This window comes from Pseudomonas entomophila, assembly GCF_018417595.1.
Lineage (GTDB): Bacteria > Pseudomonadota > Gammaproteobacteria > Pseudomonadales > Pseudomonadaceae > Aquipseudomonas > Aquipseudomonas entomophila_C.
Genome location: NZ_CP070982.1, coordinates 3,471,918 through 3,498,754, shown reverse-complemented (window position 1 = coordinate 3,498,754; position 26,837 = coordinate 3,471,918). Strand labels below are relative to the sequence as shown.

At 66.5% G+C, this 26,837-nt stretch carries 17 protein-coding genes; 6 read left to right on the top strand and 11 right to left on the bottom strand.

Annotated features, from left to right (window positions below; all coding sequences use genetic code 11):
- Positions 1-75 precede the first annotated feature (75 nt).
- Positions 76-12,555 (top strand): filamentous hemagglutinin family protein, encoded by a 12,480-nt coding sequence (locus JYG34_RS15220; protein ID WP_213657231.1) that lies wholly within the window; start codon positions 76-78, stop codon positions 12,553-12,555.
- Between the two features lie 66 nt (positions 12,556-12,621).
- Here the strand turns inward: JYG34_RS15220 and JYG34_RS15215 are convergent, their stop codons facing one another.
- The gene (locus JYG34_RS15215; protein ID WP_213657230.1) at positions 12,622-14,208 is read right to left on the bottom strand and encodes an ABC-F family ATPase; all 1,587 of its coding nucleotides are present in this window, start codon (positions 14,206-14,208) and stop codon (positions 12,622-12,624) included.
- A gap of 338 nt (positions 14,209-14,546) precedes the next feature.
- A complete protein-coding gene (locus JYG34_RS15210) occupies positions 14,547-15,272 on the bottom strand; it encodes an META and DUF4377 domain-containing protein (protein ID WP_249746171.1) in 726 nt (241 codons plus the stop codon).
- Positions 15,273-15,738: 466 nt separating this feature from the next.
- Between JYG34_RS15210 and JYG34_RS15205 the strand changes: the two genes are divergently transcribed.
- The gene (locus JYG34_RS15205; RefSeq protein ID WP_213657228.1) at positions 15,739-15,879 is read left to right on the top strand and encodes a hypothetical protein; all 141 of its coding nucleotides are present in this window, start codon (positions 15,739-15,741) and stop codon (positions 15,877-15,879) included.
- Between the two features lie 12 nt (positions 15,880-15,891).
- Here the strand turns inward: JYG34_RS15205 and JYG34_RS15200 are convergent, their stop codons facing one another.
- Both JYG34_RS15200 and JYG34_RS15195 read right to left on the bottom strand, forming a co-directional pair.
- Positions 15,892-16,218, bottom strand: a complete 327-nt coding sequence (locus JYG34_RS15200; protein WP_213657227.1) for a DUF2388 domain-containing protein — start codon at positions 16,216-16,218, stop codon at positions 15,892-15,894.
- A gap of 90 nt (positions 16,219-16,308) precedes the next feature.
- Positions 16,309-16,566: a hypothetical protein gene (locus JYG34_RS15195; RefSeq protein ID WP_213657226.1), complete on the bottom strand. Its 258-nt coding sequence runs from the start codon at positions 16,564-16,566 to the stop codon at positions 16,309-16,311.
- Between the two features lie 326 nt (positions 16,567-16,892).
- On the opposite strand from JYG34_RS15195, the gene JYG34_RS15190 reads away from it, so the two are divergent.
- On the top strand, positions 16,893-17,264 hold the full coding sequence (locus tag JYG34_RS15190; RefSeq protein ID WP_213657225.1) for a hypothetical protein: 372 nt from the start codon (positions 16,893-16,895) through the stop codon (positions 17,262-17,264).
- 120 nt (positions 17,265-17,384) lie between these two features.
- The gene (locus JYG34_RS15185) at positions 17,385-17,885 is read left to right on the top strand and encodes a methylated-DNA--[protein]-cysteine S-methyltransferase (protein ID WP_213657224.1); all 501 of its coding nucleotides are present in this window, start codon (positions 17,385-17,387) and stop codon (positions 17,883-17,885) included.
- 4 nt (positions 17,886-17,889) lie between these two features.
- Here JYG34_RS15185 and JYG34_RS15180 read toward each other — a convergent pair whose 3' ends face one another.
- The gene (locus JYG34_RS15180; protein WP_213657223.1) at positions 17,890-18,132 is read right to left on the bottom strand and encodes a hypothetical protein; all 243 of its coding nucleotides are present in this window, start codon (positions 18,130-18,132) and stop codon (positions 17,890-17,892) included.
- A gap of 94 nt (positions 18,133-18,226) precedes the next feature.
- The gene (locus JYG34_RS15175; protein ID WP_213657222.1) at positions 18,227-18,739 is read right to left on the bottom strand and encodes a DUF3016 domain-containing protein; all 513 of its coding nucleotides are present in this window, start codon (positions 18,737-18,739) and stop codon (positions 18,227-18,229) included.
- Between the two features lie 74 nt (positions 18,740-18,813).
- Here JYG34_RS15175 and JYG34_RS15170 point away from each other — a divergent pair, with 74 nt between their 5' ends.
- Positions 18,814-19,509, top strand: coding sequence for a metallophosphoesterase (locus JYG34_RS15170; protein WP_213657221.1), 696 nt, complete (start codon positions 18,814-18,816; stop codon positions 19,507-19,509).
- Here the strand turns inward: JYG34_RS15170 and JYG34_RS15165 are convergent.
- Together JYG34_RS15165 and JYG34_RS15160 are read right to left on the bottom strand one after the other, a co-directional pair.
- Positions 19,487-20,107: a LysE family translocator gene (locus JYG34_RS15165; protein ID WP_213657220.1), complete on the bottom strand. Its 621-nt coding sequence runs from the start codon at positions 20,105-20,107 to the stop codon at positions 19,487-19,489. The two genes, JYG34_RS15170 and JYG34_RS15165, sit on opposite strands and share 23 nt — an antisense overlap.
- A gap of 172 nt (positions 20,108-20,279) precedes the next feature.
- Positions 20,280-21,095, bottom strand: coding sequence for an AraC family transcriptional regulator (locus JYG34_RS15160; RefSeq protein ID WP_213657219.1), 816 nt, complete (start codon positions 21,093-21,095; stop codon positions 20,280-20,282).
- Between the two features lie 135 nt (positions 21,096-21,230).
- Between JYG34_RS15160 and JYG34_RS15155 the strand changes: the two genes are divergently transcribed.
- A complete protein-coding gene (locus tag JYG34_RS15155) occupies positions 21,231-21,854 on the top strand; it encodes a LysE family translocator (protein ID WP_213657218.1) in 624 nt (207 codons plus the stop codon).
- Between the two features lie 158 nt (positions 21,855-22,012).
- Here JYG34_RS15155 and JYG34_RS15150 read toward each other — a convergent pair whose 3' ends face one another.
- The 3 genes from JYG34_RS15150 to JYG34_RS15140 form a co-directional block, all read right to left on the bottom strand.
- Complete coding sequence (locus tag JYG34_RS15150) at positions 22,013-24,301, bottom strand: autotransporter outer membrane beta-barrel domain-containing protein (protein WP_213657217.1); 2,289 nt, start codon at positions 24,299-24,301, stop codon at positions 22,013-22,015.
- Positions 24,302-24,435: 134 nt separating this feature from the next.
- The gene (locus tag JYG34_RS15145) at positions 24,436-24,711 is read right to left on the bottom strand and encodes a peptidylprolyl isomerase (protein ID WP_008095636.1); all 276 of its coding nucleotides are present in this window, start codon (positions 24,709-24,711) and stop codon (positions 24,436-24,438) included.
- 141 nt (positions 24,712-24,852) lie between these two features.
- Positions 24,853-26,805: an acetoacetate--CoA ligase gene (locus tag JYG34_RS15140; protein ID WP_213657216.1), complete on the bottom strand. Its 1,953-nt coding sequence runs from the start codon at positions 26,803-26,805 to the stop codon at positions 24,853-24,855.
- Positions 26,806-26,837: the final 32 nt, after the last annotated feature.

The following is a 26,837-nucleotide window of genomic DNA, read 5'->3' as shown; positions in this document are numbered from 1 at the left end:
GGTCCCCTACCGCTCCAAGCGCCTTATGGCAAAGCGGCATCACCGCCGCCATCCCCAGCACAAGGAACCGAAGCGATGTCGCGCGGCATGCCCCAGCCAGCCTCTCCAGCCCCAGCCGTGCAACCGCGTGGCAAGTCTTGCGGCGAACCCCTGCTGCTCAAGCCCCTGGCCCAGGCCATTGCTTTGTTCCTGCTGGCGGGCAGCGCCCAGGCGGGCCAGGCGTTCAGCTCGGCCTGGTTCGCCGCCAAGGGCGCCTCGACCGCGCCGGCCGCGGCCACAGGGGGGGGCGCTGGCCTGCCGCAGCCGGGCTCGCCACCACCCCTGGCCCAGCAGCAGCGCATCAACCAGCAGTTCCAGCACTCGGTCAGCAACCTCAACAACACGGTCGCCGCCATCGCCGCGCAGCAAGCGGCACAGGCCAACGGACGAACCCTGGCCCAGGTCCAGCCGCAGGTGGTGCCCAATGGCCTGGGCGAGGGCGGCCTGAAGGTCGACGACAACCCGTTGACCCAAGGCTGGCTCAACGCCAAGGCCCCACAGCAGGCCCAGAACGGCGGCAAGACCCAGGTGCGCATCGAGCAGACTGCGGACAAGGCCATCCTCAACTGGGAGACGTTCAACGTCGGCCGCGACACCACCGTGACCTTCGACCAGCAGGCGCAGTGGGCCGTGCTTAACCGGGTCAACGACCCCAACGCCCGCCCCAGCCAGATCCACGGCCAGATCGAAGCCGCCGGCACGGTGATGCTGGTCAACCGTAACGGCGTGGTGTTCAACGGCGCCAGCCAGGTCAACGTGCGCAACCTGGTGGCCGCAGCGGCCCAGGTCAGTGACGAGCAGTTCAGCCAGCGTGGGCTGTATGTCGACAACAGCGGCAGCCAGGCCACCTTCGTCAATGCCGGTGGCAAGGTAGTGGTCGAGCGCGGCGCGCAGATCCACACCCGGGAACCTGCGACCTCCACCGCGGGTGGCGGCTATGTGCTGCTGCTGGGCAGCGAGGTACGTAACGACGGCCAGGTCGCCAGCCCCAAGGGGCAGACTACCCTGGCGGCGGGCGACGACTTCTACATCCGTCGGGGGCGGGGTACCGAGGCCAATCAGTTCTCGACCACCCGTGGCAACGAAGTGGCCAGCAGCCTGCGCGGTGACAGCGGCGCAGGCACGGTCGTCAACAGTGGCCTGATCCAGGCCGCAGGCGGCGACATCACCCTGACCGGCCACCAGGTGCGCCAGGAGGGCGTGGCCCTGGCCAGTACCGCGGTGGACCGCCGTGGCAGCATCCATCTGCTCAACGCGGCCAGCGACAGCACAGGCAGCGTGACCTTCGGCCAGGGCAGCGTGACCGCCGTGCTGCTCGACGACAGCAGCGCCCTGGACAGCCAGCGCGAAGCCTCGCGGGCATTGGTCAATGGCAGCACAGGCAACCTGGCCACGGGCCGTTTCGACAACCTCAGCACGGTCGTCGACCGTCCCGAGCAGTCGCGGGTGGAGGCGGTGAGCGGCGGCACCGTGCACTTCCAGGAAGGATCGCTGACGCTCGCCACGGGCGGGCAGGTAGCGGTCAGCGCGGGCCGCCGCAGCCTGGTGGAGGATGGCGCGGGCATCGACGTGGCTGGCGCCCTGGGCGTCAAGGTGGCGATGGAAAGCAACCTCATCAAGATCAATGTGCAGGGCAACGAACAGCGCGACGCGGCCGGCAACCGCGACAAGGGCGGCCTGATCAACAGCGATGTCTGGGTCGACGTGCGCGAACTGGTGCATGTCGCCGCCGGGGTCAATGGCTATGCCAGCGAGCGCTGGTACACGGCGGGGGGCCTGCTGGAGGTCGGCGGTTACCTGGGTACGCGCAACCACAGCGTCGGCGAATGGATGGCCCAGGGCGGCACGGTGACCTTCACCGGCCAGGACCTGGTGACCCGCACGGGGGCCCGGTTCAACCTGTCCGGCGGCACCCTGGCGGTGCAGGACGGCGTCATCCGCCAGAGCTGGCTGCGCGGCGAGGATGGCCACCTGTACGAGCTGTCCCGTGCACCGGGCGACCTGTTGTACACCGGTGTCTACCAGGGCTTCGAGCAGAACAGCGCGCGCTGGAACCAGACCCGCCTGTACCACAACCCGCTGATCGCCCCGGGCCAGCGTTTCGAGCAGGGCTACACCGTGGGCCGCGATGCCGGCAGCCTGGTGGTCGCCACCCAGGCCGCGCTGCTCGATGGCCAGCTGATCGGCGACACCTGGCGTGACCAGCGCCAGCAGCAGGCTCCCGTGGCCGGGCTGGATGGCTACCAGCAGGCGCATACCGCCCAGGCGCGTGGCGCGCAGCTGGTCGTTGGCCAGCAGGTGCCGTTGTACCAGGCGTCGACCAAGGAGCTGGTCCATGGCCTGTATCCGGTACTGCGCCAGGTATTGCTACGCGACGGCGCCCGGGGCGACAGCGTGGGCGTGACCTTGCAGGCGCCGCTGGTCGAAGCCCGGCGTGGTCGCCTGGTGCTGGACACCGGCTTGCTCAATGGTTTCGCCCTGGGTGGCCTGAGCGTGGCCGCCAGCGAACGGGTCGAAGTCGCCGATGCCCTGCGCCTGGCCGATGGCGGGCAGTTGGCGCTGCACGGCACCCAGGTGCAGGTCGACGCCGATCTGGTCGCCCGGGGCGGCACGCTGCGCCTGGGCAACGTGCTTGGCCAGCTCAATGCCGGCGCGCTGAACGACCAGGCGCTGGCAACGCCAGCGGGGCTGCGGGCGCAGGTGGTTGTCGCGGCGGGCGTACGCCTGGATGCCAGTGGCGTGCGCAGCGACCACGGCGAGGCCAGTGAGCGCGCCTGGCGCAATGGCGGCAACCTGGTGCTGCGCAGCACCGGCGACCTGTTGCTGGGCCAGGGCAGCCTGCTCGACGCCTCGGGTGGCGTGGTGCGCGGCGATGGCAACCGGCTGCTCGGCGGCAACGGCGGCAACCTCACCTTGCAGACGGCCTCTTTCGACAGTACCGGGAGCAGCGATGGCAACAGCCGGTTGCAGCTCGGTGGCGAGCTGCGAGGGTATGGCAGCACGGGGGCCGGCACCCTCGACATCCGCGGTGGCAATGTGCAAATCGGTGGACCGCGCGGTGCGACTGCCGGTGTCTATCTTCCCGAGGACTTCTTCACGCTGGGCTTTGCCCAGTACAACGTGCGGGCCAGTGGCAGCCTGACGGTGGCAGAGGGCAGCCAGGTGCAGGTGACCCGGCCGGTGGAACAGCTGGATGCCGGTGACGCGGTGCTCGACCAGCCCAAGCTGTGGTTGCCACCGCTGTTGCAGGAGGACGCACTCAAGGGCCGCCTTGGCCAGCGCGGCGGTGCCAGCCTGAACCTGGCGGCGGGCGATATGATGCTGGGCCAGGCCAAGCGCGAAGCGGCGGCACTGGTGGTGGGCCGGGGCGCCGTGATCAGTGTCGACCCGCTGCAATCGATCGCCTTGCGCAGTACTGCGCAACTGACGCTGGACGGCAGCCTGCAAGCGCCGGGCGGCGCGGTGAGCCTGTTGCAGGAGCGCCCGCCGTTGGCAGCTTCCGGTATCACCGAGGCGCCCCATCAGCGTTCGGTCCACTTGGGCGGCGAGGCGTTGATCGACGTCGGCGGTCGCGCCTACACCGCCTTGGACAGCCAAGGGCGGCGCTACGGCCGGGTGGATGCCGGCGGCAGCATCGTCATCGGTGGCAGCCTCGACCAAACGAAGGGCGTCAGTGAGGCGGCCGACCTGTTCGTGGTGCTCGAGCAGGGCTCGCGGCTGCGTGCCGACGGTGCCCAGGCGACCCTCGATATACGCGGCCAGGGGCCGCTGCAGGTCGCCAGTGCAGGTGGCAGCATCAGCCTGGCGTCGAACAATGGCCTGCGCCTGGATGGCGAGTTCAGCGCTGCCTCCGGTGGCCAGGGCGCGGCGGCGGGCAGCCTGGCGGTGGCGCTGGATACCGGGCTGTACCTCAACCGGGCGCTGGTGGACGGATTGGTCGCGCCCCGTGAACTGGTGCTCGAACAGCACACCGGCCTGGCCGCGCAAGGGCCGTTGCGTTATGGCCAGGGGCGCTTGAGCATCGAGCGCGTCCAGGCCGGCGGTTTTGGTAGCCTGGCGCTGCTCAGCGACGGTGTGTTGGCATTCGCCGGCGATGTCGATCTGGGGCTGGCCCAGGACCTGCGCCTGTACGCCGGCTCCCTGGTGCTCGCCGAAGGCGCGGCCAGCGACACCCGGATACGTTTGCACGCGCCATACGTGCGCCTGGCCGGCAGCACGCACCAGAGCAGCGACCTGGCCACGCGCCCCACGGCCAAGGGCGGGCAGTCGCAACGCGCCAGCGAGGCGCTGTTGCAGGTCGAGGCCAACCTGCTCGACCTGCGTGACGAGGTCACCCTGGGCGCCCATGGGCGCCTGAACCTGGCCGGCGGCCAGAGCCTGCAGTTCGACCGGCGTGGTTTCGCCCTGGGGCGCCTGCGCAGCGAAGGCGATATTCGCTTGCTGGGCAGTTCCAACCCGGCCGTCGATCGCGGGCGCTTCACCAGCAACGCCGACCTTGAACTGCTCGCCGCGCAGATCTACCCGGTCACGCAAGCGTTCGGCGCTGTCGCGGCCGGCCTGGACGCGACCCTGCGCATCGGTCGGGTCGGCACTGCCACGCCTGCGGTGCCACAGTCGGTGTTTGGTCGCGCGCACCTGGAGGGGGGCACCGTGGAGCAGGGCGGGGTGGTCCGCGCACCGCTCGGTGAAGTCGCCCTGGGCACCGAAGCCCGGACCTCGGCGGGGGATGTGCAACTGCTGAAGTTGCTGCCGGGCAGCCTCACCTCGGTCAGCGCCACAGGCCTGCAGATGCCATATGGTGGCACCCTCGACGGGCTCAGCTACCTGTATGGCGGCAAGGCGGTGAACCTGCTCGGCGCGGCGGGCGACACGTCCCACGGCATCATGCTCGGGGCGCGGCAGGTGGATGTTCAGGCCGGGGCGCTGATCGACCTGTCCGGTGGCGGTGAGCTCACCGGTGCGGGCTTTGTCTCGGGGCGCGGCGGCTCCACCGATGTGCGCTACCACCCGCTGGTACAGCTGGACAACAATGGCCGCCTGTTGCTGCCGTCGCTGGCGAGCAACCCGGTCTACGCCATCGTGCCGGGGCTGGCGCCGGACTATGCGCCCCTGGCCGGTGCCTCCGGCGCGATGGACCCGGCCATCGGCCAGCGGATCACCCTCGACCACGGCGTGCCGGGGCTCGCCGCCGGCACCTACACCTTGCTGCCGGCCAGCTACGCCTTGCTGCCTGGCGCCTACCGCGTCGAACTCAACGGCTTGGCCCAGGCGGGGCCACAGGCCACCAGCCTGGCGATGCGCAACGGCTCCTGGAGTACGTCGGGCAGCCTGTCGGTGGCCAACACCACCATCCGGCAGCCGCTCGCCAGCCAGGTCATCCTTACCGCCGCCGACACCTTGCGCCGTTATGCCCAGTACAACGAGACCTCCTATGCCCGTTTCGTCGCCACCGATGCCGCAGCCAAGGGCGTGCCGCGCGCCGCGCTCGAAGCGGATGGCAAATGGCTGACCTTGCGCCTGCGGGCCAACGACGATGCGGCCAGCACCCTGCGGTTTGCCGGGCAGGCCAACTTCTCCGCCAGCGAGGGCGGGCGCCCGGGCAGCGCGACGGTGATGGGGGCGGAGCACCTTGAAATCCTTGGCCCCGGGAGCAGCGGCCGGGCCGGCTCGGCTGACTTGACGCGGATGCTCGCCAGCGAGCTCAACGCACTGAAGGCACCGCGCCTGAGCATCGGCGCTCGCCCGGAGGTGAACTATGGCCAGGGCGGCAACATGCTTGGCCTCAGCGAAAACACCACGGCCATCCGCGTGCGCTCCGGTGCTGAACTGCGGGCGGGCGAGGTGTTCCTCTCGACCAGCCGCAGCGGCGGCGGCATCATCGTCGAGCAGGGCGCGGCCATCGACACCCTGGGCCAGGGTCGGGTGCCCTACGATGCCAATGACGGTTTCCTCATCGATCCCAGCCAGCATGGCCTGCTGGCGGTATCCAACGGGCGGCTCGATGTCCTGCCGGCGGTGGCCGGACAGCTCTTCGCGCCGGGCAGCATCCTGATCGGCGATTGCCCCAGCGGGGCCTGCCAGGGCACCGCCCGGCTGTATTCGGAAGGTTCGCTGTTCGCCGCCACCGACAAGCGCTTCAGCTTGGATGAACAGGTGCGTTTCGGGACCCGGCACCTGGGGCTGGCGGTGGGCCGCATCAACGTCGGTTCCGCCGAGGCCCTGGCGGCCGCCGAGGCGTCGGGTACCCTGGGAGACGGGCTGACCCTGAACCAGGGCGTGCTCGACCGCCTGCTGCGCGGCGACACCCAGGCCGGCGTGCCAGCCCTTGAAACCCTGAGCTTGTCGGCCGCCGATTCACTGAACTTCTTCGGCACCACCGCCCTGGACACCTATGACCGCCAGACCGGCCGCAATCGCCTGCACGACCTGCTCCTCGGCACCCCGGCGATCTACGGCCATGGCAGCGCCAGCGACCGGGCCACCCTGCGCACCGACAGCCTGATCTGGAACGGCGCACGCCACTTGCCGGGCACGCCCATCGCCGGGGGCGCCGGCAGCGGCGACGGGGTGTTGGATATCCAGGTCGGCAGCCTGGCATTCGGCTATGGCCCCAACAGCCAACCCCAGGGCAGCGACGACATGGCGCGCCAGGTGCTGGGCTTCACCCGCGTCACCCTGCAGGCCAGCCGCCAGATCAGCGCCAACCACAAGGGCAGCCTGCGCGTTCATCACCAGCGCGGCGCGTTCGTGGACGGCGGCTTCCAGTACAGTGGCGGCGACCTGCTGGTCAGCACCCCGCTGTGGACCGGCGCCGCCGGCTCGGTCAATCGCATCGTCGCCGGTGGCCAGCTGACCGTGCTGGGCGGTGGCACGGCCCTGGCCAGTGTTCGTGACAGCCTGGGTGCGGAGCTGGCCTTGAGCGGCCAGCGCCTGTCCATCGACGGTACGTTCAGCCTGCCCAGCGGCAAACTGAGCCTCGAGGCCAACGACGATCTGAGCCTGGGCGACCACGCGCGGATCGACCTGGCGGGCCGTGCCCTGACATTCAACGATGTGACCCGCTACAGCTGGGGCGGCGACCTGGCGCTGCGCAGCCGCGACGGTGATATTCGCCAGGCTGCCGGCGCACAGGTCGACCTGAGCGCCGGCAACAACCGCGCCGGGCGCTTGAGCGCGATCGCCCTGGGTGAGCGGGGCGGGCGCGTCGTGCTGCTCGGGCAGAACCTGGGTGCCGCCAGTGGCAGCTACAACGCCGGCGGCACCCTGGTGCCCTATGCCCAGGGCGTGGTGGACATCCGCGCCCGGCAACTGGACGACTTCGCCGGCCTCAATCAGCGCCTGAACCGTGACCAGGTGTTCGGCGGCCGAGCGTTCCAGATCCGGCAGGGCGACCTGGTGATCGGCAACGAGCTCAAGGCCCATGAAATCAGCGTTTCCCTCGACAATGGCCAACTGACCGTCGCCGGCCGGGTCGATGCCAGCGGCGAGCAGGTCGGCAGCATCCGCCTGGCCGCCAAACAGGGCCTGACCGTGACCGGCAACGGCCAGCTGGACGCCCATGGCAGCGTGCTGCGGGTCGACAGCCGTGGCGCGATCATCGAGGCGCCGAACCGGGCATTGATCGAGCTGAACAGTGGCAACGGGCAACTGACCCTGGCCAGCGGGGCGACCTTCGACCTGCGCCATGGCACCACGGCCAGCACCGGCAGCGGCCCCGGCCAGCATGACGGACGCGCACTCGGTACTTTGCAACTGACCGCCCCAAGGCTGGCAAGCGATATCGCCGGTGACATCGCCATCGAAGCCCGTGGGCCGTTGAACATTCTCGGGGCGCGCAGCATCGCGGTGGTGGGCAGCCAGCGCTACACCGACGCGCCCACGGGCGGTGTCGCGGCCAGTGGCAGGCCGTTCCAGTCCATCGACCAGGCCTACCTCGATGCCAAGCACCAGCGCAGCGAGTTGTTCATCAATGCCCTGCTGGGTAACCGCGACCTGCTCGACAACCGCCTGGCCGGGCTGAACAACAGCACCTATGCCCAGGCCTTGCACCTGCGCCCGGGGGTGGAGATCGCCACCGTCGACAGCGCTACCGACCTGATCGTCCAGGGCGACCTGGACCTGTCCGGCCATCGCTACGCCAGCCTCAACCCGGCCTTCCAGAAAACCCTGGCCTATGGCTCGGGCGAGGTCGGCAACCTGGTGCTGCGTGCCGGCGGCAACCTGGAGATCTACGGCAGCATCAACGACGGTTTCGCGCCGCCGGAGTTCGCCAGCGACGAGGCGCGCATGGATGGCCGTGGCTGGTTGCTGCTGCCGGGCAAGCAGCCCTTCGACAGCGACCTGGTGATCCCGCGCGGCGGTGTCGAACTGGCTGAAGGCACGCGCTACCCGGGCGGCAGCGTGCTCAATTTCGACCTGCCGTTCGCCGACACCACCTTGTCGGCCAACACCCGCCTGCCCAGCGCGCTGTACCTGGCGGCGGCGCTGGACCTGCCTGCCGGCACCGTGCTCGACGCGGCGGTGTACGACAAGGCGGGCAACCTGCAGTACACCGCCGGTACCTTGCTCAAGGAGGCGGTCACCCTGGCCCAGGGCAGCCGCCTGGAAGCCGGCAGCCGCCTGCCGGTGGCGGTGACGGTGCAGGGCGGCACCTGGAACAAGGGCATCACCTTGCCCGAGGGCGGCCTCGGCCAGCGGGGGGCCTTGCCGCTGGCCGCCGGTTCCCGGCTGCCGGCCGGCACCGAGGTGAAACTGGCCGAAGGCGTCGACCTGGTCGAGTTGCGCCCCAGGGTCAATGGCCAGCAGGGCCGCAACTGGGCGCTGGCGCAGATGTTGCCGCAGGGCTCGCAATCGTGGTCGATGCGCCTGGTGGCCGGTGCCGACCTGGACGCCGCCGACAATCGCCTGACCCGTCCGGAGCCGGATGCCGGCCTACTGCGCCTGGCCGACCAGCATTACATCGCCGGCCAGGTCAAGACCGGTGGCGGCGGCCCTGCGCCGGGCACCGGCATGGTCTGGGCACCGGACAATGGCGCGGGCTTCCCGGCCGGCGACCCGGTAACCGAAGACCAACTGGTGTTCTGCGAATTGGTTCCCGACTGGTGCGTGGCCGCGCCGCCGAAGAAGCTCATCGTCTGGGCGCCGGACAACGGCGCAGGCTTCCCGGCTGGCGATCCGGTGACCGAGGACCAGCTGGTGTTCTGCCAGCTGGTGCCCGACTGGTGCCGTGAAATCGACGACCCCGGCCAGCCGAAGCCCGAGCCCGAACGCATCGTGGTCACGCCGACCACCCAGTTGTTCAGCGTGCTGCGTACCGGCACCGGCGACCTGGACCTGATCAGTGCCGGCGACTGGCGCATGGATTCGCTGTTCGGCGTCTATACCGCCGGCACCCAGGCCCCGCCGATGCTCGTCGATGGTCGCGATCCGTACCTGATCGCCCGCGGCCAGCAAGCCGACGGCTCGCTGCTGGGCGCGCCCGGCGCCACTTATGAGGCGGTGACCGCGCAGCATTTCCGTGCCTGGTACCCCGAGCAGGGCGGTAACGTGCGCATCGAGGCAGGTGGCAACCTGACCGGCAACCTGATGGTCGGCAAACAGGAGGCGGGCGGCGTTCGTCCTCAGCAGGCCACGGCCGCCGTCGGTAGCTGGCTGTGGCGTCAGGGCCAGCGCGCGGCGGGAACGCCGGCCGCCTGGGGCATCAACTTCGGCACCTATGCGCAGAAGCCTGGCGCAGACCCCGTCGACCCGTGGCTGGTCGGGTTCACCGGCATCGGTACCTTGGGCGGCGGCAACCTGGCCGTCTCGGTGGCGGGGGATGCGGGTTTGCTGCAGGCCAGCGGCGCGCAGCTGTCCACCATCGAGCGCAGCCAGGGCCTGAACCTGGTGGTGGCCAGCAGCGGACGGGTCGCTGCCGATGGTCAGGTGGTGCAGACCGGTGGCGGCGACCTGGACCTGCGCGTGGGCGGCGGCCTCAACCCGGGGCTGGCCGCAGTCGAGGCCGCCAAGGCCAATGCGGACCTGGCCGGTGCCCTGGTCAACCTGCGCGGCGCCCTGGGCGTCGAGGCGGCGAGTGTCGGGGTGATCCAGCAGCAGTACGGCAGCTACAACAGCTTCCACGATACCCACGAGTCCCGCGCCTACGACCCTTACACCGCCACTCGCGCCAGCGCGCTTGGCGGGTTGCTGTTGGCGCCGGGCGACAGTGCGGTGCGCCTGCAGGCGCGTGGCGATGTGGTGGTGCAAGGAGTCGGCGATGCCGGCCGGGTGGCGCAGTACAACACGTCGCCGTTCACGGGCGACGATGGCCGGGCCTACAAGGCCGATGGCTTCAGTTGGTTCTCGCTGTGGCGAGCGGACACCTCGGTCGACCTGCTCAGCGCGGGCGGCAACCTGGTGCCGGTGGTGGCGCCGTACGAAAGCAGAAGTGCCAGCGTCAACCTGTCGCTCGACGGTGGGCGCCTGTTCTATCCGACCGCCCTGCGCGCGGTCGCGGCCAATGGCAGCCTGTACTACGGCAGCTCCGCCGCTGACATCGGCATTGCCCAGAGCTCACCCTACTCATTGATGACCGCGCCGTCGGCCAACAGCGAACTGCAACTGCTGGCCGGCAACTCGATCTACGCCGGTGGCTACGTGATCAGCCAGGCCGGCACCGACAGCACACCGGTCGCCACACCGGAGCGTCCGGCGTTCCTGGGCCGGTTGACCAGTGGCCAGGTCAAGGCCGGCAACCTGCATGGTGACCTGGCCGGCGAACGGGGCAGCTTCCCGTTGTACAGCTATGGCTTGAACACCTACTCGCTCGCGGGGGCGGATCCGCGTGCACCTTCGCGCTTCTATGCGTTGCAGGGCGACATCGTCGGCCTGAACACCGGCGAGCTGATCACTTTCACCGGCAGCGGCCTGAAGCTGTACCAGGGCGCAGGGCCCACGCGGATCATGGCCGGGCGCGACATCGTCAATGCCGGCGTGCCCCTGGGCGGGCGGCGCGATGCACCGAGCACGCTGGCCCATGCGCGGTTCAGCAACCAGGGCTTGGTGCAATCCACCGGCAACTTGATCATCCACGCTGACCGCAATGATGTGTCGTTGGTCAGCGCGGGGCGCGATATTCGCCTGAGCACCTTCAACGTCGCAGGCCCCGGGCTGCTGGAAGTGGTGGCCGGGCGCAACCTGTTCCAGTCGGGGCAGGGCGTGGGTTCGTTGTACCAGGAAGCGGCGATCAACAGCATCGGCCGGGTCGGCGGCGGCGACACAGGCAGCGATGGCGCCTCCATCGCGCTGATTGTCGGCGCAGGCAGGCAGGGGCCGGACTATGCCGGCTTGCTGCGGCGCTACCTGGACCCGGCGCGCCAGGCCAACCCCTCGCAGCCGTTGAGTGGGCAACCGGACAAGGTGGTGAAGGTCTACGAGCAGGCGTTGCAGGCCTGGTTGCGCGAGCGCTTCGCCTTCGAGGGTGATGGCGAAGCGGCCCGGGCATTGTTTGCCACGCTGCCGAGCGAGCAGCAGCGCATCTTCGCCCGCCAGGTGTATTTCGCCGAACTGCGTGAAGGCGGGCGTGAGTACAACGACCTCGACGGCCCGCGCACCGGCAGCTACCTGCGCGGGCGCCAGGCCATTGCCGCACTGTTCCCCGAACGGGATGTGGCCGGCAATCCGATCCTCTACGGCGGCAACGCCACGTTCTACGCAGGTGCCGGCATCCACACCGACTTCGGTGGCGATATCCAGGTGCTGACCCCGGGCGGCCAGCAGGTGTTCGGCGTCGAGGGCGAGGCACCGCCTGCCAGTGCCGGGGTGATCACCCAGGGCAGCGGCGATATTCAACTTTATGCCCAGGGCAGCATCCTGCTTGGCCAGAGCCGCATCATGACCACCTTCGGCGGCTCGATCCTCGGCTGGTCGGCCACCGGTGACATCAACGCCGGCCGCGGCTCGAAGACCACCGTGGTCTACACCCCGCCCAAGCGTACCTACGACCTGTGGGGCAACGTCGGCCTGGCGCCGAGCGTACCCAGCACCGGTGCCGGTATCGCCACGCTCAACCCGATCGCCGAGGTGCCGCCGGGCGACATCGACCTGATCGCGCCGTTGGGCACCATCGATGCCGGCGAGGCGGGGATTCGCGTGTCGGGCAACGTCAACATCGCCGCGTTGCAGGTGGTCAACGCCGCCAACATCCAGGTCCAGGGCGATACCAAAGGCATGCCGGTGGTGGCTTCGGTGAACACCGGGGCGATCGCCTCGGCCAGCGCGGCGGCTTCATCGGCCACCCAGGCGGCGGAGGAGGTTGGCCGTCAACAACAATCGGCCGCCAGGGCGCGGCAGCCGTCGGTGATTACCGTGCAGGTGTTGGGCTTTGGTGGGGAGCGGTTGGTGCCGGGGCAGGACGGGGCGAGCCTCAACCCGCAGTACAGCCGCCAGAGCCCGGTGCAGGTGCTGGGGGCCGGTGCGCTGGATGAACGGGCGAAAGCCCAGTTGACCGAGGAGGAGCGGGGCAACCTGTTACTTTGAGTGGGGCCGTTCGCCGGCTTGCCGGCGAACGGTCGGATCACGCTACGCGACAACCATGGCGTCAGGTCAGACCAGCACACCCTGACTACGCAGGTAATCGTCGTAAGTCCCGCTGAAGTCCACCACCCCGTCAGGCGTCAGCTCGATGATGCGGGTAGCCAGCGACGATACGAACTCCCGGTCATGGCTGACGAACAGCAGGGTGCCCGGGTAGTTCTCCAGCGCCAGGTTCAGCGCTTCGATCGACTCCATGTCCAGGTGGTTGGTCGGTTCGTCCATCACCAGCACGTTGGGTTTCTGCAGGATCAGCTTGCCGAACAGCATGCGGCCCTGTTCACCACCGGAAATCACCTTCACCGACTTGAGGATCTCGTCGTTGGAGAACAGCATGCGCCCGAGAGTACCGCGGATCACCTGCTCACCGCTGGTCCACTGGCCCATCCAGTCGAACAGGGTGACGTCGTCCTCGAAGTCGTGGGCGTGGTCCTGGGCGTAGTAGCCCACTTCGGCGCTGTCGGTCCACTTCACTTCGCCCTTGTCCGGGGTCATTTCACCGACCAGGGTACGCAGCAGGGTAGTCTTGCCGATGCCGTTGGGGCCGATGATCGCCACGCGCTCACCGGCTTCGATGGCGAAGCTGAAGTCCTTGAACAGCACCTTGTCGTCGAAGGCCTTGGCCATCTTCTCGACGGTGACGGCCTGGCGGTGCAGTTTCTTGGTCTGCTCGAAGCGGATGAACGGGCTGACCCGGCTCGAGGGTTTGACCTCGGCCAGCTGGATCTTGTCGATCTGCTTGGCGCGCGAGGTGGCTTGCTTGGCTTTGGAGGCGTTGGCCGAGAAGCGGCTGACGAAGGTCTGCAGCTCGGCGATCTGGGCTTTCTTCTTGGCGTTGTCCGACAGCAGCTGCTCGCGGGCCTGGGTGGCCGCGGTCATGTACTCGTCGTAGTTGCCCGGGAACACGCGCAGCTCGCCGTAGTCCAGGTCGGCCATGTGGGTGCAGACGCTGTTGAGGAAGTGACGGTCGTGGGAAATGATGATCATGGTGCTGTTACGCGCCGTGAGGATCGTTTCCAGCCAGCGGATGGTGTTGATGTCCAGGTGGTTGGTTGGTTCGTCGAGCAGCAGCACGTCCGGGTCGGAGAACAGCGCCTGGGCCAGCAGCACGCGCAGTTTCCAGCCTGGGGCCACTTCGCTCATCGGGCCGAAGTGTTGTTCCAGGGGGATGCCCAGGCCCAGCAGCAGTTCGCCGGCGCGGGATTCGGCGGTGTAGCCGTCCATCTCGGCGAACTCGGTTTCCAGCTCGGCGACAGCCATGCCGTCTTCTTCGGTCATTTCCGCCAGCGAGTAGATGCGGTCGCGCTCGGCCTTGACCTTCCACAGTTGCTCGTGGCCCATGATCACGGTGTCGATCACGGTGAATTCTTCATAGGCGAACTGATCCTGGCGCAGCTTGCCCAGGCGGGTGTTCGGCTCGAGCATCACCTGGCCGCCGGACGGCTCAAGGTCGCCGCCGAGGATCTTCATGAAGGTCGACTTGCCGCAACCGTTGGCGCCGATCAGGCCGTAGCGGTTGCCGTTGTTGAATTTGACCGAGACGTTCTCGAACAGCGGCTTGGAGCCGAACTGCATGGTGATATTAGCAGTGGAGATCAATGCGCTTACCTATCAATAACTTACGTGGCGTCTTAGCAGCTACGGACCAATCTGGAGTGTTTCGTGCTCCTGCCAGTCGTTGGACGAGTCAATCCAGCGTGCATGCGCCGATGAGCGCATTTGCACGCAGTGCCCGAGCTGTTGGGCGAAAAATGCGGGGGTTGAGGCCGAACATTGCGCGCATTGTCGCATAGGTATGAAGACAGTTGTATGGGGACTGACGGCTGATCCCATGCTCTTTCATCACAGGCATCGACCACGTGCGCAGATCGGATGACTGCTCGGTATGATTATCAGGTTGCAGGCAGATTGCTATCGGCCTGCAACCAACGGTGCGCTTACTTGCCCTTGCCCGAGGCGTCCTGCTCGACTACCAGGTCAAGCACATAGACGTGCGACGGTGCGTCGGCGGGCGGGTTCTTCCACGCGTACTGCTTGACCCGCAGTACGGTGCGCACGCCGTCATGGTGCTCATAGCCCTCGATGGACTGGTACAGCGGATGCCAGGCATCTTGGTTTGGCAATTGCAGGCCGGCGTCGTCATAGCGGCGCTCGCGCACTTGCAGGCACTGGTAGTTCGGGATCAGCGGGTGGCTGCACTTGACGGACTTGGCCGCGACTTCCAGGAACTTGATCTCGCCCTTGCTCCCGTAGCGGGTTTCTGGGGTGGCTTCACCCTGGAACTTCAGTACCGAACCGTCCTGAGCAGTCAGCTGCAGCACCGGCTCCGGGCCGGTCGTGGTGATGGCCGTGCGCAGGTCGCCCTTGAACAGGCGGCCGACCTGGGCATCCAGGTCCATCAGGCGCTTGTCGCAGGCCATCAGGGTCGAGGCGAGTGGCTGCACCTTCAGTACTCCGTCCTGGTAGCTGTAGCCGCCGAACTGGCTGTTGCAGCCACCGCTGATGTTGAGCCTCTGCTCGACGAAGTTCAGGCGCAGCTTGCGTTCGATGCCTTTGTCCAGGCCAGCGATGGGATTGCCGGAAGCATCGTTGGCCGATACCAGGTTCCAGTAGTAGGCCGAAAGTGCGGGCTGGGCTGCTACAGACGAGGAGGTGGTGGGCATGGAAGGCGACCCTTCATGGGAAGTGGAAGCCGGGGTGCACGCTTGAAGCAGGGCTGCACAGACGGCAACAAGGAGAATGTTGTGTTTCATGGTTCGCTCTTTCAGCCTTGATAAGTGGTGGCTGCGTCCTCTGCGTAGAGGGCGCACGCGTGGGTAGACCGGGAAATCGAGGCCGTTATGGAAGGGGCCCGTGACATGGACCCTACCCGGCCCGCACGTCGAGCCGGGCGACCTCAGTCGTTACCGATGGCAAACAGACAGTATTGGTTACGTTGAGTTTCAGGGACTTGGAAATCTGCCGACCGTGAGGGTGTTGCCAAATATTGCAGGCTGGACAACCAGCTGCGTTGCAAGTCGTTGAATCAAACAAGGGCGCTGGATGAAAGCGTTGGCCATGCTTGAACCTACTGTCTGCGCGGGGTCAAACCTAAGCAGGGCCTGGCATCGCCAGGCAGGAGATATTCAGATGAAACGAACTACCGCTTGGGCCGTCGTGGTGTGTGGTGTGTTGCTGCTCAGTGGCTGCTGGCCTTACTGGCACGATGGTGGGCATCACCGGCATTACCACGATGGCGATCATCGTGGCCAGGAATACCGTCGGTACTGACCCCGAAATGTCTCAGAATGCCGTCACTATCGCGAGGGCCAGCTGATCATCCGTCATGGGCGCAGGGTCGTAGGCTGCGTGATAGTAACGAACGGCCTGCTCGAACTGCGCCCCGCGGATCTCGCCCCCTGAGCCAATGAAGGTGAGTGCATCGGCCTTGGCGGGCTTGAAGTTGTCCTTCGCCATTTCGGAAAGCCCGGTGGTGGCTGTAAAGGGTGTGAAAGGGAGGATGGTGATCAGCAACATGACCCCTTCGTATGTACCCTTTTTTTCATCCGCAAAACCCTGTGCGCTGATCGTTGCCAGGAGGGCAATGACCAGGGTTTTCCATGTCGCCATGCGTGCTGCTTCCGTGCTGCCAGGTTCAGGGGCGCTACGATAGCAAGCCTGGGGTACTTATTGACAACAAAGAACCTGACGGCACCACGCTCAGGTCTGTACCGCAGCCGTACCTTTTACCTGCCGAGTGCTTGCTGGAGCGGCGTGCAGGTTGGCCACGTTGTTCAGTCCAAGGTCGAGCGCTTCACGTGCACGTTTGCTGTCCATGACCTTGCGACCTTCCGGCGCCGGGGCACTGCGTGCCGACATGGCCCAGCCTTCGTCCGGAGGCGATTGCAACCCGCTGGGCGACATATGGACGTGCAATTGCCGACGACGTTGCTGTACCAACTTGTGGAGGTGTTTCATGGGCGTGCACCTCGGGGGTGTCTTCTTGGTCGTGCCACTGGGACTGCCCTCAGTAGACGCCTGTTTCGCTGATCCGCAAGGCATGGCAGACCAGCGGTCCGGTCTGTATGGACGAAGCGCCAGACACGCCGGATCGCCAGGCGCTGCCACCTCTTCGACCCTATCAAACCACTCGATAGCTATAGCGAACCTGCATAGCGTGGCGACCAGGCGCGGCTAAAATAGTTAGCTAGCGTAGCATCTGGGTGCGTAGTGCGATTTCCTAACTAAAAAGGGTCAGTCCGCAGCTTTCCAACGTTTCTCGGTGGGGGATCGGAAGGTGTTGCATGAAATGCTCAATCAAGCGGTCGAAGGCGGCTTTCACGGTGCTGGTGCTGGCCAGCCTGTTGCTAGGCGGTTGCGCGAACAACACGGATGTTCGCGCGGGGCATGACTACACGTCCGGCATGACGGCAAAGAACCCGCCGCAATACCTGGGCTGCGTGCAAGGTGAGTTGCAAGGTGGTGCGAAGACCTACCTGCTGCAAAGCAATGGCACGGTTGAACTTTTCGTCGACAGTACCGACCCCCGCAAAGCCTCTGGCATGGTCGAGATGCAGCAGGTGGATGGGCAATACAAGTTCCTCGCCTACCAGCGTGATGCCTGGTACGACAAGGGCCGCTTGCTCGACGCTGCGCTCATGTGTTCGCGGGCCTAGCCCACTTCATCGTGCCTGGGCCGAGGTTTGGTCCAGGCATGACAAGTGGGCAAGAAAGCGGATGCGCCGCCGGGAAGGGATGGGTAGAGTGAGCCTTCGCTTTCACGGCAGGAGCCCGCCATGTCGAACGCTTTCACGCTGCAGTCTTCCCCCGTCGGCACCCTGACCCTGGTGGCTCGTGGCGAGCGCCTGGCCGCCGTGCTCTGGGAGCATGAGCGCAGCAACCGCGTGCGGCTGGGCGAGTTGCACCGCGATGATCATCACCCCGTGCTGCGCGAAACCGCTCGTCAACTGGGCGAGTACTTCGCTGGCACGCGGCAGCACTTCGAGCTGGACCTGGATTTTGCCGGCACCGAATTTCAGCGTCAGGTCTGGGCGGCGCTGCTGACCATCCCCTTCGGTGAGACCCGCAGCTACAGCGACATCGCCCGGCAGATCGGCAACCCCGACGCGGTACGGGCGGTTGGCGCGGCCAACGGGCGCAACCCGATCTCGATCATCGCGCCATGCCACCGGGTGATCGGCGCGTCCGGCAGCCTCACCGGCTTCGCGGGCGGGCTGCCGGCCAAGCAGTTTCTGCTGGCGCTGGAAGGGCGACAGAGCCTGGCACTGGATTTCTGACGGCTTATCCGAACCAGGCGCAGAGCAACCCCAGCACGACGGCAAGCAGTGTCCCCGCGAACAGGCTGTAATGGCGATGGGCGCGGCGGGCATGTTCCCTGACTTCACGCAGGTACTGACCCGCTGGCGGGCCCTCGGGGCGGTGGCGCAGGCCTTCGGCTAGTTCCGCCAGGCGGCCGCGGATCAACAAACCTACCAGGTAGTAGCTGGAGGCATAGCTGCCCAGGGTAACCAGCAGGTACTTCATGTCGCCTCCATCCTTGGCACAGGTTCGAGCACGGAGCATACAACCGAGCCGTTCGCCTTCACCAGCAGGAGGGTGTCGATTTCATGGGCGCGGATCAGGACGGCGGCAACTGGGCGAAGCGCTGGCGGAACCAGTCGCTGAGCATGGCCTTCTCGGCGAACAGGCGATCACCGCTGGCCTGGCGGCCGGGGCGGCTGAGGTAGAGCTTGTCGCTCAGGTGTTCCTGCGCCTGAACGGCGGGGTGGCCGGGTTGGGTGAGGGTGTAGACCAGGTCGATGCTGGGCCAGGTGATATCGCGCATGAAGCGCACCTCGTAGGCCTGGCTGTGCCAGGGCTCGAAACGCCCCGCCAGGTCGATGTCGCGGATATCGATGACCAGCTGTTGGCCGGGCTGCAGGTAGCGCTGGCCGAGTTTCTGCAGATGCGTGGTGAGCACCTGCATCACCTGTGTTTCGGCACCGCGCTCATAGCCTGCGCGGTCGAGGCTGGCATCGCGGAAGTTCTCCGGGTGTTCGAATTGCACCTCGACCTGTGCGGCCGGGGTACCCTGTGCCATGCTGTCAAATGCCAGCACCATCAGTACGGCACAGGCCAGGGTGGTACGCATGCTGCACCTCCGGGTGTGGATGATCTGCCTGCCCATTTTACGCCTGTGCCGGGGACGCCGCAGAGGACGATGCAATGAGCCGTTATCGGCGGATAGCCGCCAACACCCGCGGGCGCGACCTGGCCGTGGGCGATATCCACGGGCATTTCCAGCGCTTGCAAGCCTGCCTGGAGGGCGTGGGTTTCGATCCGCAGGTCGACCGCCTGTTCAGCGTGGGCGACCTGGTCGACCGTGGGCCGGACAGCGAGAAAGCCCTGGAGTGGCTGGCCGAGCCCTGGTTCCATGCGGTGCAGGGCAACCACGAGACACTGGCGATCAATCACCTGTGCGGCGGGCGGGTCGACCTGGACATGTACCGTGCGGCGGGGGGCGGCTGGTTTATCGACCTGCCGGAACATGAGCAGAAGCCTTTCGTGGAAGCTTTCCTGACGATGCCCATCGCGCTGGAGGTCGAAACCTTATACGGGCCGGTCGGCCTGCTGCATGCGGACAGCCCGTTCAGTGATTGGGCGGCGCTCAAGGAGAGCCTGCAGAACGACGACGACCCTGATGTCCGGGAAATCTGCCAGTGGTCGCGGCGGCGGCTGAGGGAGGGCGACGAGCAGTGGGTCGAGGGGCTGCGCGCCCTGGTGGTCGGGCATACGCCGCTGCTCAGGATGAAAGTGCTCGGCAACGTCTGGCACCTCGATACGGGGGGCTGGGGCAGTGGCCACTTCAGCTTGCTCGACCTCGCATCGCTGACGCAGGTCAACCCCATGCCAAGTGAATGAGCACGCCACCTGCCAGGAGGATCAGCATCACCCCTGACGCCCGTTCCAGCCATGGCAGCAACCGGGCAAATCGCTGCAGTACCCGCGGGTTACCAATGGCCAGGGCGACCAGCAGGTCCCAGGCCAGGACGAGACTGAACATCCAGAGACCGTAGCCGACCTTCACCCAACCCCCCTCGTTGGCGACCAGGCTTGCCAGGCTGGCATAGAACAGTGCGTTCTTCGGGTTGAGGATGCCCGAGGCGAAACCCATGCCCAGGTTGGCGAGCCAATCACCGGGTGATCCCGCGCCGGTTCCTTGCGTGTCGGCCAGGCTGCTCTGCCCAGCATGCCTCAGGAACAGCTGCCCGATGTAGATCAGATAACCGCAGCCTGCCAGTTGCAGGGCCATGAACAGCGCGCTGCCGTCGCGCAGGATGGACACCCCGGCGAAGGCGATGCAGATGAACAGGCCATTGGCCAGAGCGATGCCCAGGCAGGCGCCGCTGGCTACACGCCAACCGGCGTTGACCGAAGTGCGGGCGACCAGGAAAAAGTCCGGGCCGGGGGAGAGCAGGGCGAGGAAGTGGGTGGTGGCGATGAGCAGGAACTGTTCCATGGGGGCGGTTTTCTTGTTGGGAGAAAACCGCAGTCTGTCGGCGGTCGAGGCGCAGGGTATTGAAGAATATTGCACAAGCCTGACCCCTGCCGGCGCCAGCCTTGCTGGCGAAAGGTATTGCTGGGGGTTGGCAGGCAAGGCTGCGCCTTGCGTTCGCCAGCAAGGCTGGCTCCTACAACTGGGCGCGTCGGTAGATGCCGGGCGTCACACCCGCGTGGGCCTTGAACACCCTTTGGAAATGACTCTGGTCGGCGAAGCCCAGTCGGTAGGCGACCTCCGCCAACCCATGCCCCTGGCGCAACAGCTGGCGCGCCTTGTTCACCCGTGCATTGAGCAGGTAGGCGTGGGGCGTCATGCCGGTGGCGGCGTTGAATGCGCGGATCAGTTGATAACGCCCCAACCGCGCCTGTTGTGCCAGGTGGTCAAGGCTCAATGTCGCCAGGTCGTTGTCATCGACACGTGTGACCAGCTCCTGCAGGATCGAGGGCGGTAGCGGCGGGGCTGGCCGTAGCGCAGGATGCCCGGAGAAGTCGTGGTCGCCGATGAACGTCACCAACGCCGCGTCCTTCTCGATGGGTGGGGCGGGTGAGAACAACAGTGCATTGAGCGCGCAGAACTGCCGATACAGCCCCCGTGAACGACTGATCCGCGCCGGTGCCCCAGGCTCGCCAGCGGCGAGCCCGGACTCCAGGCGCAAGTCGCGCAGCCAGCCGGCGTCCAGGTGCAGCATCTGGTAGCTCCAGGCCTGGCCAGGTGCTGGGTTGCAGGCATGTACCCGCTGCGCCGGGACCAGCACCAGGGTGCCGGGCGTAAGGCGCGCTTCACCTTCTCCCGCGCCGGTAAAGCGGCTGAAACCGGCATCCACCGCGCCAATGGAAAAGGTGGGATGGCTGTGGGCCTTGTAGCAGGCGCGGCTGTGGCAGGCGCGTCGGCTTTCGACGTGGGGCAGGGCCGGGTCGTGCCAGATTTCGCTGCTCGAAGAGGGCATGGCTGGGGCCAGGGTTATCGGGAGACGCCCGCAGTTTACTGGTTGGCGACTGTTGCGGCCATTTGCCGGGCGACTGTGCTTGACGCAAGCACTGGCCGGGCGCGACGCTGCGGGGGTCCTTGAAGGAGAAGAAGAATGGACTTGTCGAGCCTGTTGCTGTTCATCCCTGCCTGCTTTGCCCTGAACATGGCCCCGGGGCCGAACAATTTGCTGTCGCTGCACAATGCCAGCCGCTATGGCCTGCGCACCGCCTGCGTGGCCGGTGGCGGGCGCCTGCTGGCGTTCAGCGGCATGATCGCCCTGGCCGCCATGGGCCTGGCGGTGGTGCTGCATACCAGCGAGTATCTGTTCCTGGCGATCAAGGTGCTGGGTGCGGGTTACCTGTTCTACATCGCCTGGCAGCTGTGGCGAGCGCCGGTGGGCGAGGCGCAGATGGCGGGCGAGCAGCCGCGCGGCACGTGGAAACTGGCACGCCAGGAGTTCTGGGTGGCGGCCGGCAACCCCAAGGCGATCCTGATCTTCACCGCTTTCCTGCCGCAGTTCGTCACCGTAGGCGGTGCCACGCCGGTCAGCGAGCAGTTCCTGCAACTGGGGGTGCTGTTCCTGCTGCTGGAGTGGGCGGCGATTGCCATTTATGCCGGGTTGGGCGCCTACCTGCAGCGTTGGTTCGAGCGCCCGGGGCCGCGCCGGGTGTTCAACCGGGTCAGCGCTTCGCTACTGGGCGCCGCAGGACTGGGGCTGTTGGCTGCCCGTCGCTAGTGTCCTGTCTCGGAAATAAGCTGTTCACTTTTGGCGGCGTCCTGGGCGCCCGGCCGGCGTTGCCGCTCCTCGCCATAGCCCTGCTATGACTCGTCGCGGCGCCTTGGCCGAACACCCAAGCCACTCGCCAAAAGAGAACGTATTTCCGAGACCGGACCCTAGAACTGCCAGCGAACCCCCAGGTTGGCACTGCTGGCTTCCTGCTGGCGGCTGTCGAGGTTGCCGCTGTACAGCACGCCGCCGTGCAGGCTCAGCGCATCGTTGATCCGGGCGACCAGGCCGACTTCAAGCTGCAATGAAGTGTAGCGATAGTCGGTCTTGATCTTGTCTGCATGGTTGAAGGTCAGTGTGTCGCGGCCACCGTCTCCATGCCACAGGTCGAGCTGGGCGTAAGGCTGCAGCAGGCGCACACCCTGATACTCGAAAGCACCCTCCAGGCGTACGCCCAGGCGACCGGTCAATTCGACCTGGGCATCGTGGCTGACGCGCGAAACGCTGTCGCTGGCACTGCCCAGCGCGGTCTTCTGGGCAATCAACTGGGCTTGAGGCTCCAGCGTCCAATGGTGCGACAAGGCGAAGGGGGAGCCCGTTTCGACCGAGGCGGTCCAGGCATGGCCTTCGATATCGAGCTTGTCGCCCCGCTCGGAGCGGGCGCGGCCGTCGAGGCGGGTGTACTGCAGCACACTATCAAGGTACCAGCGCTGTGGCCCGACCAGGGTCCAGTAGGCACCGACACTGTCGCCATCAAGCTTCAGGTCGCCGACACGGCGATCCTTCACCGCCAGGGCGAAGCCCTTGACGTCGGCATCCAGTCGGCTGTGGCCGAGGTACAGCCCCATGTGCTGGCGATAGCCGCTGTCGCTGGCCTGGGCATACAAGTCCTGGCCCACCTTGAATCCATACAGGTTGCCATCCAGGCTCGGGCTGACCGTGCCGCTCCACTGTTGGCGCAGGTTGCCAGCGTAGGCTTGGCCCCAGCTTGCGGATAGCGTGCCATTGCCGGCGAGCAGGCGTTGGTCACCCTGGCGTTGGTGGAAGGTACCCAGTGCCTGTCGAGCGATGATCGCCGCGCCCCTGGCTGCCGTGGCATAGACCGGCACCTCGGGGCGATACAAGGGAAGGTTCTGGCCTGGGGGCGGCGAGGGCAGCGCAGCCTGGCCGGGGGCTGGCGCGGCGACCGGGACTGGAACGGGTGGTTCACCCGCACTGGGAGCCGGTGGCGCCCCCAGGGTGGAGCGCAGGTACCAGCTGTTCTCGCTGCCAGCGGTCACGCCACCCTTGAACAGACGATAGTCGTAGGCGCCGGCCGAAAGCGTCTGGGTCTGGACGAATGCCGTATCGCTGCTGGTGGCGCCCTCGCGTGCCTCCACCACCTGGATACCGTTGCCCGCCGTGGCTGCGCCTGCGCCGTCGAGGTTGTTGACCTGCAGCCTTGTGCTGCCGGTAATGCTACCCAGGCCCACCACCAGGCGGTCGGAGGCCGCCTCGTCACCTGCCAGTACGCTGTTGAGCCGCAGCGTGCCGTTGTCGCCCAGGTAGTCGCCGTTGAGGGTGAGTCGCCCCTGGGCATCGCTGCCAGTGCTCAGGTCGATCAACCCGGCGTTGCGTACTGTTGCTTTCTGGCCTGCGCTGAAGGCCGTCACCGTGCCTTGGCGTGAGGACAGCGAACTGCCGGTATCGATGGTCAGCAACCCGGTAGTGCTGGTGGCGTCACCCAGGGTCAGCGTGTCATCGAGGCTGAGATGGCTGCGGTCGGTGAGCCCGATCGCTTCCCAGTTCAGGTAGTGGGCGCCTGCAGTGACCTGGCTGCCTTGGAACACCAGGCTGTCATTGCCAGCCCCCCCGTCGAGGGGAATGATCAGGGTATCGGCGTTGAGGCCGCTGATGGTCGCTTTATCATTGCCCAATCCCATGTCGACCCTGCCGCCGATGCTGCCACCAGACCACCTGAAAATGTCGTTGCCCGCACTGGCGAGCACATTGCCTGCGAGGCGACCGCCGCTGATGGTGATGTCGTCCACGCCACCGCTGGTACTGATGTTGCCGCCAATGGTGCCGCCACGAATGTCAATCCTGTCGTCGCCAAGGCCACTCACCAGATTGCCATCGATACGGGTTTCAACTGCCGTGTCCTGGGACATGACAAAGACATTGTTCGCGAGCTTGAGGTCTACCCGGCCAATCCTGCCGCCTTCGTAGATCGCTGAGTCTCCATCCTCGAAGGCGCCGATAATGCGCCCGGCGGTCATTTTGAAAGTGTCGTAGCCTTCCTTCTGGCTGAGTGCCTGGACGGTCCCGCCTGTCATGGTGAAATTGTCGACTGCGTCGGTCTGTACCACTGCACCCAGGTTATCGCCCGGTGCAACCGTCAGGGTCTGGGAATGAGCAAACAGGGGGAGCGCAAGCAGGGGCAGGGCGGCAGGTACAAGCAGGCGTGGACAACGCATCGGCAGGTCTCCGTGGTCATTGCGGACGGACCACTACGCACAGTCGCATGGGTATGCGGCTGCGATCCTGCCTGAGTTGTAGATAAACGCCTGGTACGGGACAACTGGCAGAAATACCAGGTGACCCGCTGCGATCAGTCGCGGTAGAAGGTCTGCACCAGGTGATAGCCGAACTTGCTTTTGATCGGCCCGTGCACCACGCGCAGGGGTTTCTTGAAGATCACCTGGTCGATGGCGCCGACCAGCTGGCCCGGGCGCACTTCGCCCAGGTCGCCGCCACGCTTGCCGGAGGGGCAGGTGGAGAACTTCTTCGCCAGCACGTCGAAGGCCTCGCCGTTGGCGATGCGCTGCTTGAGCTTCTCGGCTTCGTCAGCGGTCTTGACCAGGATGTGGCGGGCTTGGGCTTTCATGGGGAGGTACCTGTACTTCGGACGGCAGATGGAAGCTGCCATTATGCCTGACGATGGCCTCTGTAGGAGCGGCTTCAGCCGCGATCACCCGCGAAGCGGGTGCCATGCACCGCGTTGCCTGCATCGCGGCTGAAGCCGCTCCTACAGCTTGAGCTCCGCACGGTCACGGAACTGCTCCAGCGCCTCGGGGTTGGCCAGGGCGTCGGTGTTCTTCACCGGCAGACCGTGCACCACGTTGCGGATCGCCAGTTCCACCAGCTTGCCGCTGAGGGTACGCGGGATATCGGTGACCTGGGCGATCACGGCGGGTACATGGCGCGGCGTGGCGTACTGGCGGATCACCTGGCGGATGTGCTGGCGCAGGGCATCGTCCAGTTGCAGGCCGTCGCGCAGGCGCACGAACAACACCACGCGCACGTCGTCGCCCCAGTCCTGGCCGATGGCCACGCTTTCCACTACCTCCTCGACCTTTTCCACCTGGCGGTAGATCTCCGCGGTGCCGATACGCACCCCGCCCGGATTGAGCACGGCATCCGAACGGCCATGGATCACCAGGCCGCCGCCGGGATACTCCTCGGCGTAGTCGCCCTGGCACCAGACGTTTTCGAATTGGCTGAAATAGGCGTCGTGGTAGCGGCTGCCATCGGCATCCCCCCAGAAACCCAGTGGCATCGACGGGAACGGCCGGGTACAGACCAGCTCGCCTTTCTCGCCGATCACCGGCTTGCCGTGTTCGTTCCACACTTCGACCGCCATGCCCAGCGCCTTGCCGGCAATTTCGCCGCGGCGCACCGGCAGCAGTGGGTTGCCCGCCACGAAGCAGGCGACGATGTCCGTGCCGCCGGACATGGACGCCAGGCACACATTGGGTTTCACCCGGGTATACACGTAGTCGTAGCTGTGCGGCGACAGCGGCGAGCCGGTGCTGAGCAGCAGGCGCAGGCTGTCGAGGCGATGGGACTTCGCCGGCTCCACCCCGGCCTGTTCCAGCGCCGCCAGGTACTTGGCGCTGGTGCCGAAGGCCTGGATGCCTTCGGCGTCGATCAGGTCGAGCAGGCGCTCGGGGCCAGGGTGCAAGGGGGAACCGTCATACAGCACCACTGTTGCCCCGACCGCCAACCCGCTCACCAGCCAGTTCCACATCATCCAGCCGCAGGTGGTGTAGTAGAACAGCACGTCATCCTCTTTGAGGTCGTTGTGCAGGCCGTGTTCCTTGAGGTGCTGCAACAGCACGCCGCCGGCACGGTGGACAATGCACTTGGGTACGCCCGTGGTGCCGCTGGAGTAGAGGATGTACAGCGGGTGGTCGAAGGGCAACGCGGTGAAGGCCGGGGCACCACCGGGTTGGTAGAAGTCGTCCCAGAGCCTGGCGTTATCGTGGGTAAACTCGCTTGCCAGGGTGTTGGAGCGTGTATAGGGCACGACGAGCACTGTTTCCAGGCTCGGTAATTGCCCGGTGACCTGGTTGATCTTCTCCACCAGGTCGAGGGCTTTTCCCGCGTACTCGCAACCGGCGCAGACGATCAGCACTTTGGGTGCGATCTGCCCGAAGCGGTCGATGATGCCGTGGGTGCCGAACTCGGGCGAGCAGCTTGACCAGACCGCGCCCAGGCTGGTGGCGGCGAGCATGGCCACCAGGGTTTCCCAGGTGTTGGGCATCACGGCGGCAATACGGTCGCCGGGCTGGATGCCGGCTTGCTGGAACGCCCGCTGCAAGCCGGCCACCTGGCTGGCGAGTTCGTTATGAGTGAGCTGGCGACGGCTGCCATCTTCGCGCACCGCGATCACCGCGGGGCGATCATCGCGCCGCTGCAACAAGTGTTCGGCGAAGTTGAGCGTGGCGTCGCTGAACCAGCGGGCGTCGGCCATCCGTGGGCCTGCTTCCAGCACGTGGGAGTGCGGTCTCTGCCAACGGACGTGAAAGTACTCGCAGAGGGTCTGCCAGAACGGTGCCGGGTGTTCGATGCTCCAGCGGTGCAGGGCCGCGTAGTCGTCCAGCTGGAGGTTGAAGCGCAGGTTGACCTGGTGGCGGAAGACGTCCATCCGGCTGGCTTCGATCCGGGACGTACTGGGGCGCCAGAGTACATCGTTCATGGGAACCTCCACTGCATAGGGGATCGAGCCGC

Coding starts and splice junctions, on each gene's coding strand:
- JYG34_RS15220 (WP_213657231.1), top strand. CDS start 76: ATGTCGCGCGGCATGCCCCAGCCAGCCTCTCCAGCCCCAGCCGTGCAA.
- JYG34_RS15210 (WP_249746171.1), bottom strand. CDS start 15,272: ATGCCCACCACCTCCTCGTCTGTAGCAGCCCAGCCCGCACTTTCGGCC.
- JYG34_RS15205 (WP_213657228.1), top strand. CDS start 15,739: ATGAAACGAACTACCGCTTGGGCCGTCGTGGTGTGTGGTGTGTTGCTG.
- JYG34_RS15200 (WP_213657227.1), bottom strand. CDS start 16,218: ATGGCGACATGGAAAACCCTGGTCATTGCCCTCCTGGCAACGATCAGC.
- JYG34_RS15195 (WP_213657226.1), bottom strand. CDS start 16,566: ATGAAACACCTCCACAAGTTGGTACAGCAACGTCGTCGGCAATTGCAC.
- JYG34_RS15190 (WP_213657225.1), top strand. CDS start 16,893: ATGAAATGCTCAATCAAGCGGTCGAAGGCGGCTTTCACGGTGCTGGTG.
- JYG34_RS15185 (WP_213657224.1), top strand. CDS start 17,385: ATGTCGAACGCTTTCACGCTGCAGTCTTCCCCCGTCGGCACCCTGACC.
- JYG34_RS15180 (WP_213657223.1), bottom strand. CDS start 18,132: ATGAAGTACCTGCTGGTTACCCTGGGCAGCTATGCCTCCAGCTACTAC.
- JYG34_RS15175 (WP_213657222.1), bottom strand. CDS start 18,739: ATGCGTACCACCCTGGCCTGTGCCGTACTGATGGTGCTGGCATTTGAC.
- JYG34_RS15170 (WP_213657221.1), top strand. CDS start 18,814: ATGAGCCGTTATCGGCGGATAGCCGCCAACACCCGCGGGCGCGACCTG.
- JYG34_RS15165 (WP_213657220.1), bottom strand. CDS start 20,107: ATGGAACAGTTCCTGCTCATCGCCACCACCCACTTCCTCGCCCTGCTC.
- JYG34_RS15160 (WP_213657219.1), bottom strand. CDS start 21,095: ATGCCCTCTTCGAGCAGCGAAATCTGGCACGACCCGGCCCTGCCCCAC.
- JYG34_RS15155 (WP_213657218.1), top strand. CDS start 21,231: ATGGACTTGTCGAGCCTGTTGCTGTTCATCCCTGCCTGCTTTGCCCTG.
- JYG34_RS15150 (WP_213657217.1), bottom strand. CDS start 24,301: ATGCGTTGTCCACGCCTGCTTGTACCTGCCGCCCTGCCCCTGCTTGCG.
- JYG34_RS15145 (WP_008095636.1), bottom strand. CDS start 24,711: ATGAAAGCCCAAGCCCGCCACATCCTGGTCAAGACCGCTGACGAAGCC.
- JYG34_RS15140 (WP_213657216.1), bottom strand. CDS start 26,805: ATGAACGATGTACTCTGGCGCCCCAGTACGTCCCGGATCGAAGCCAGC.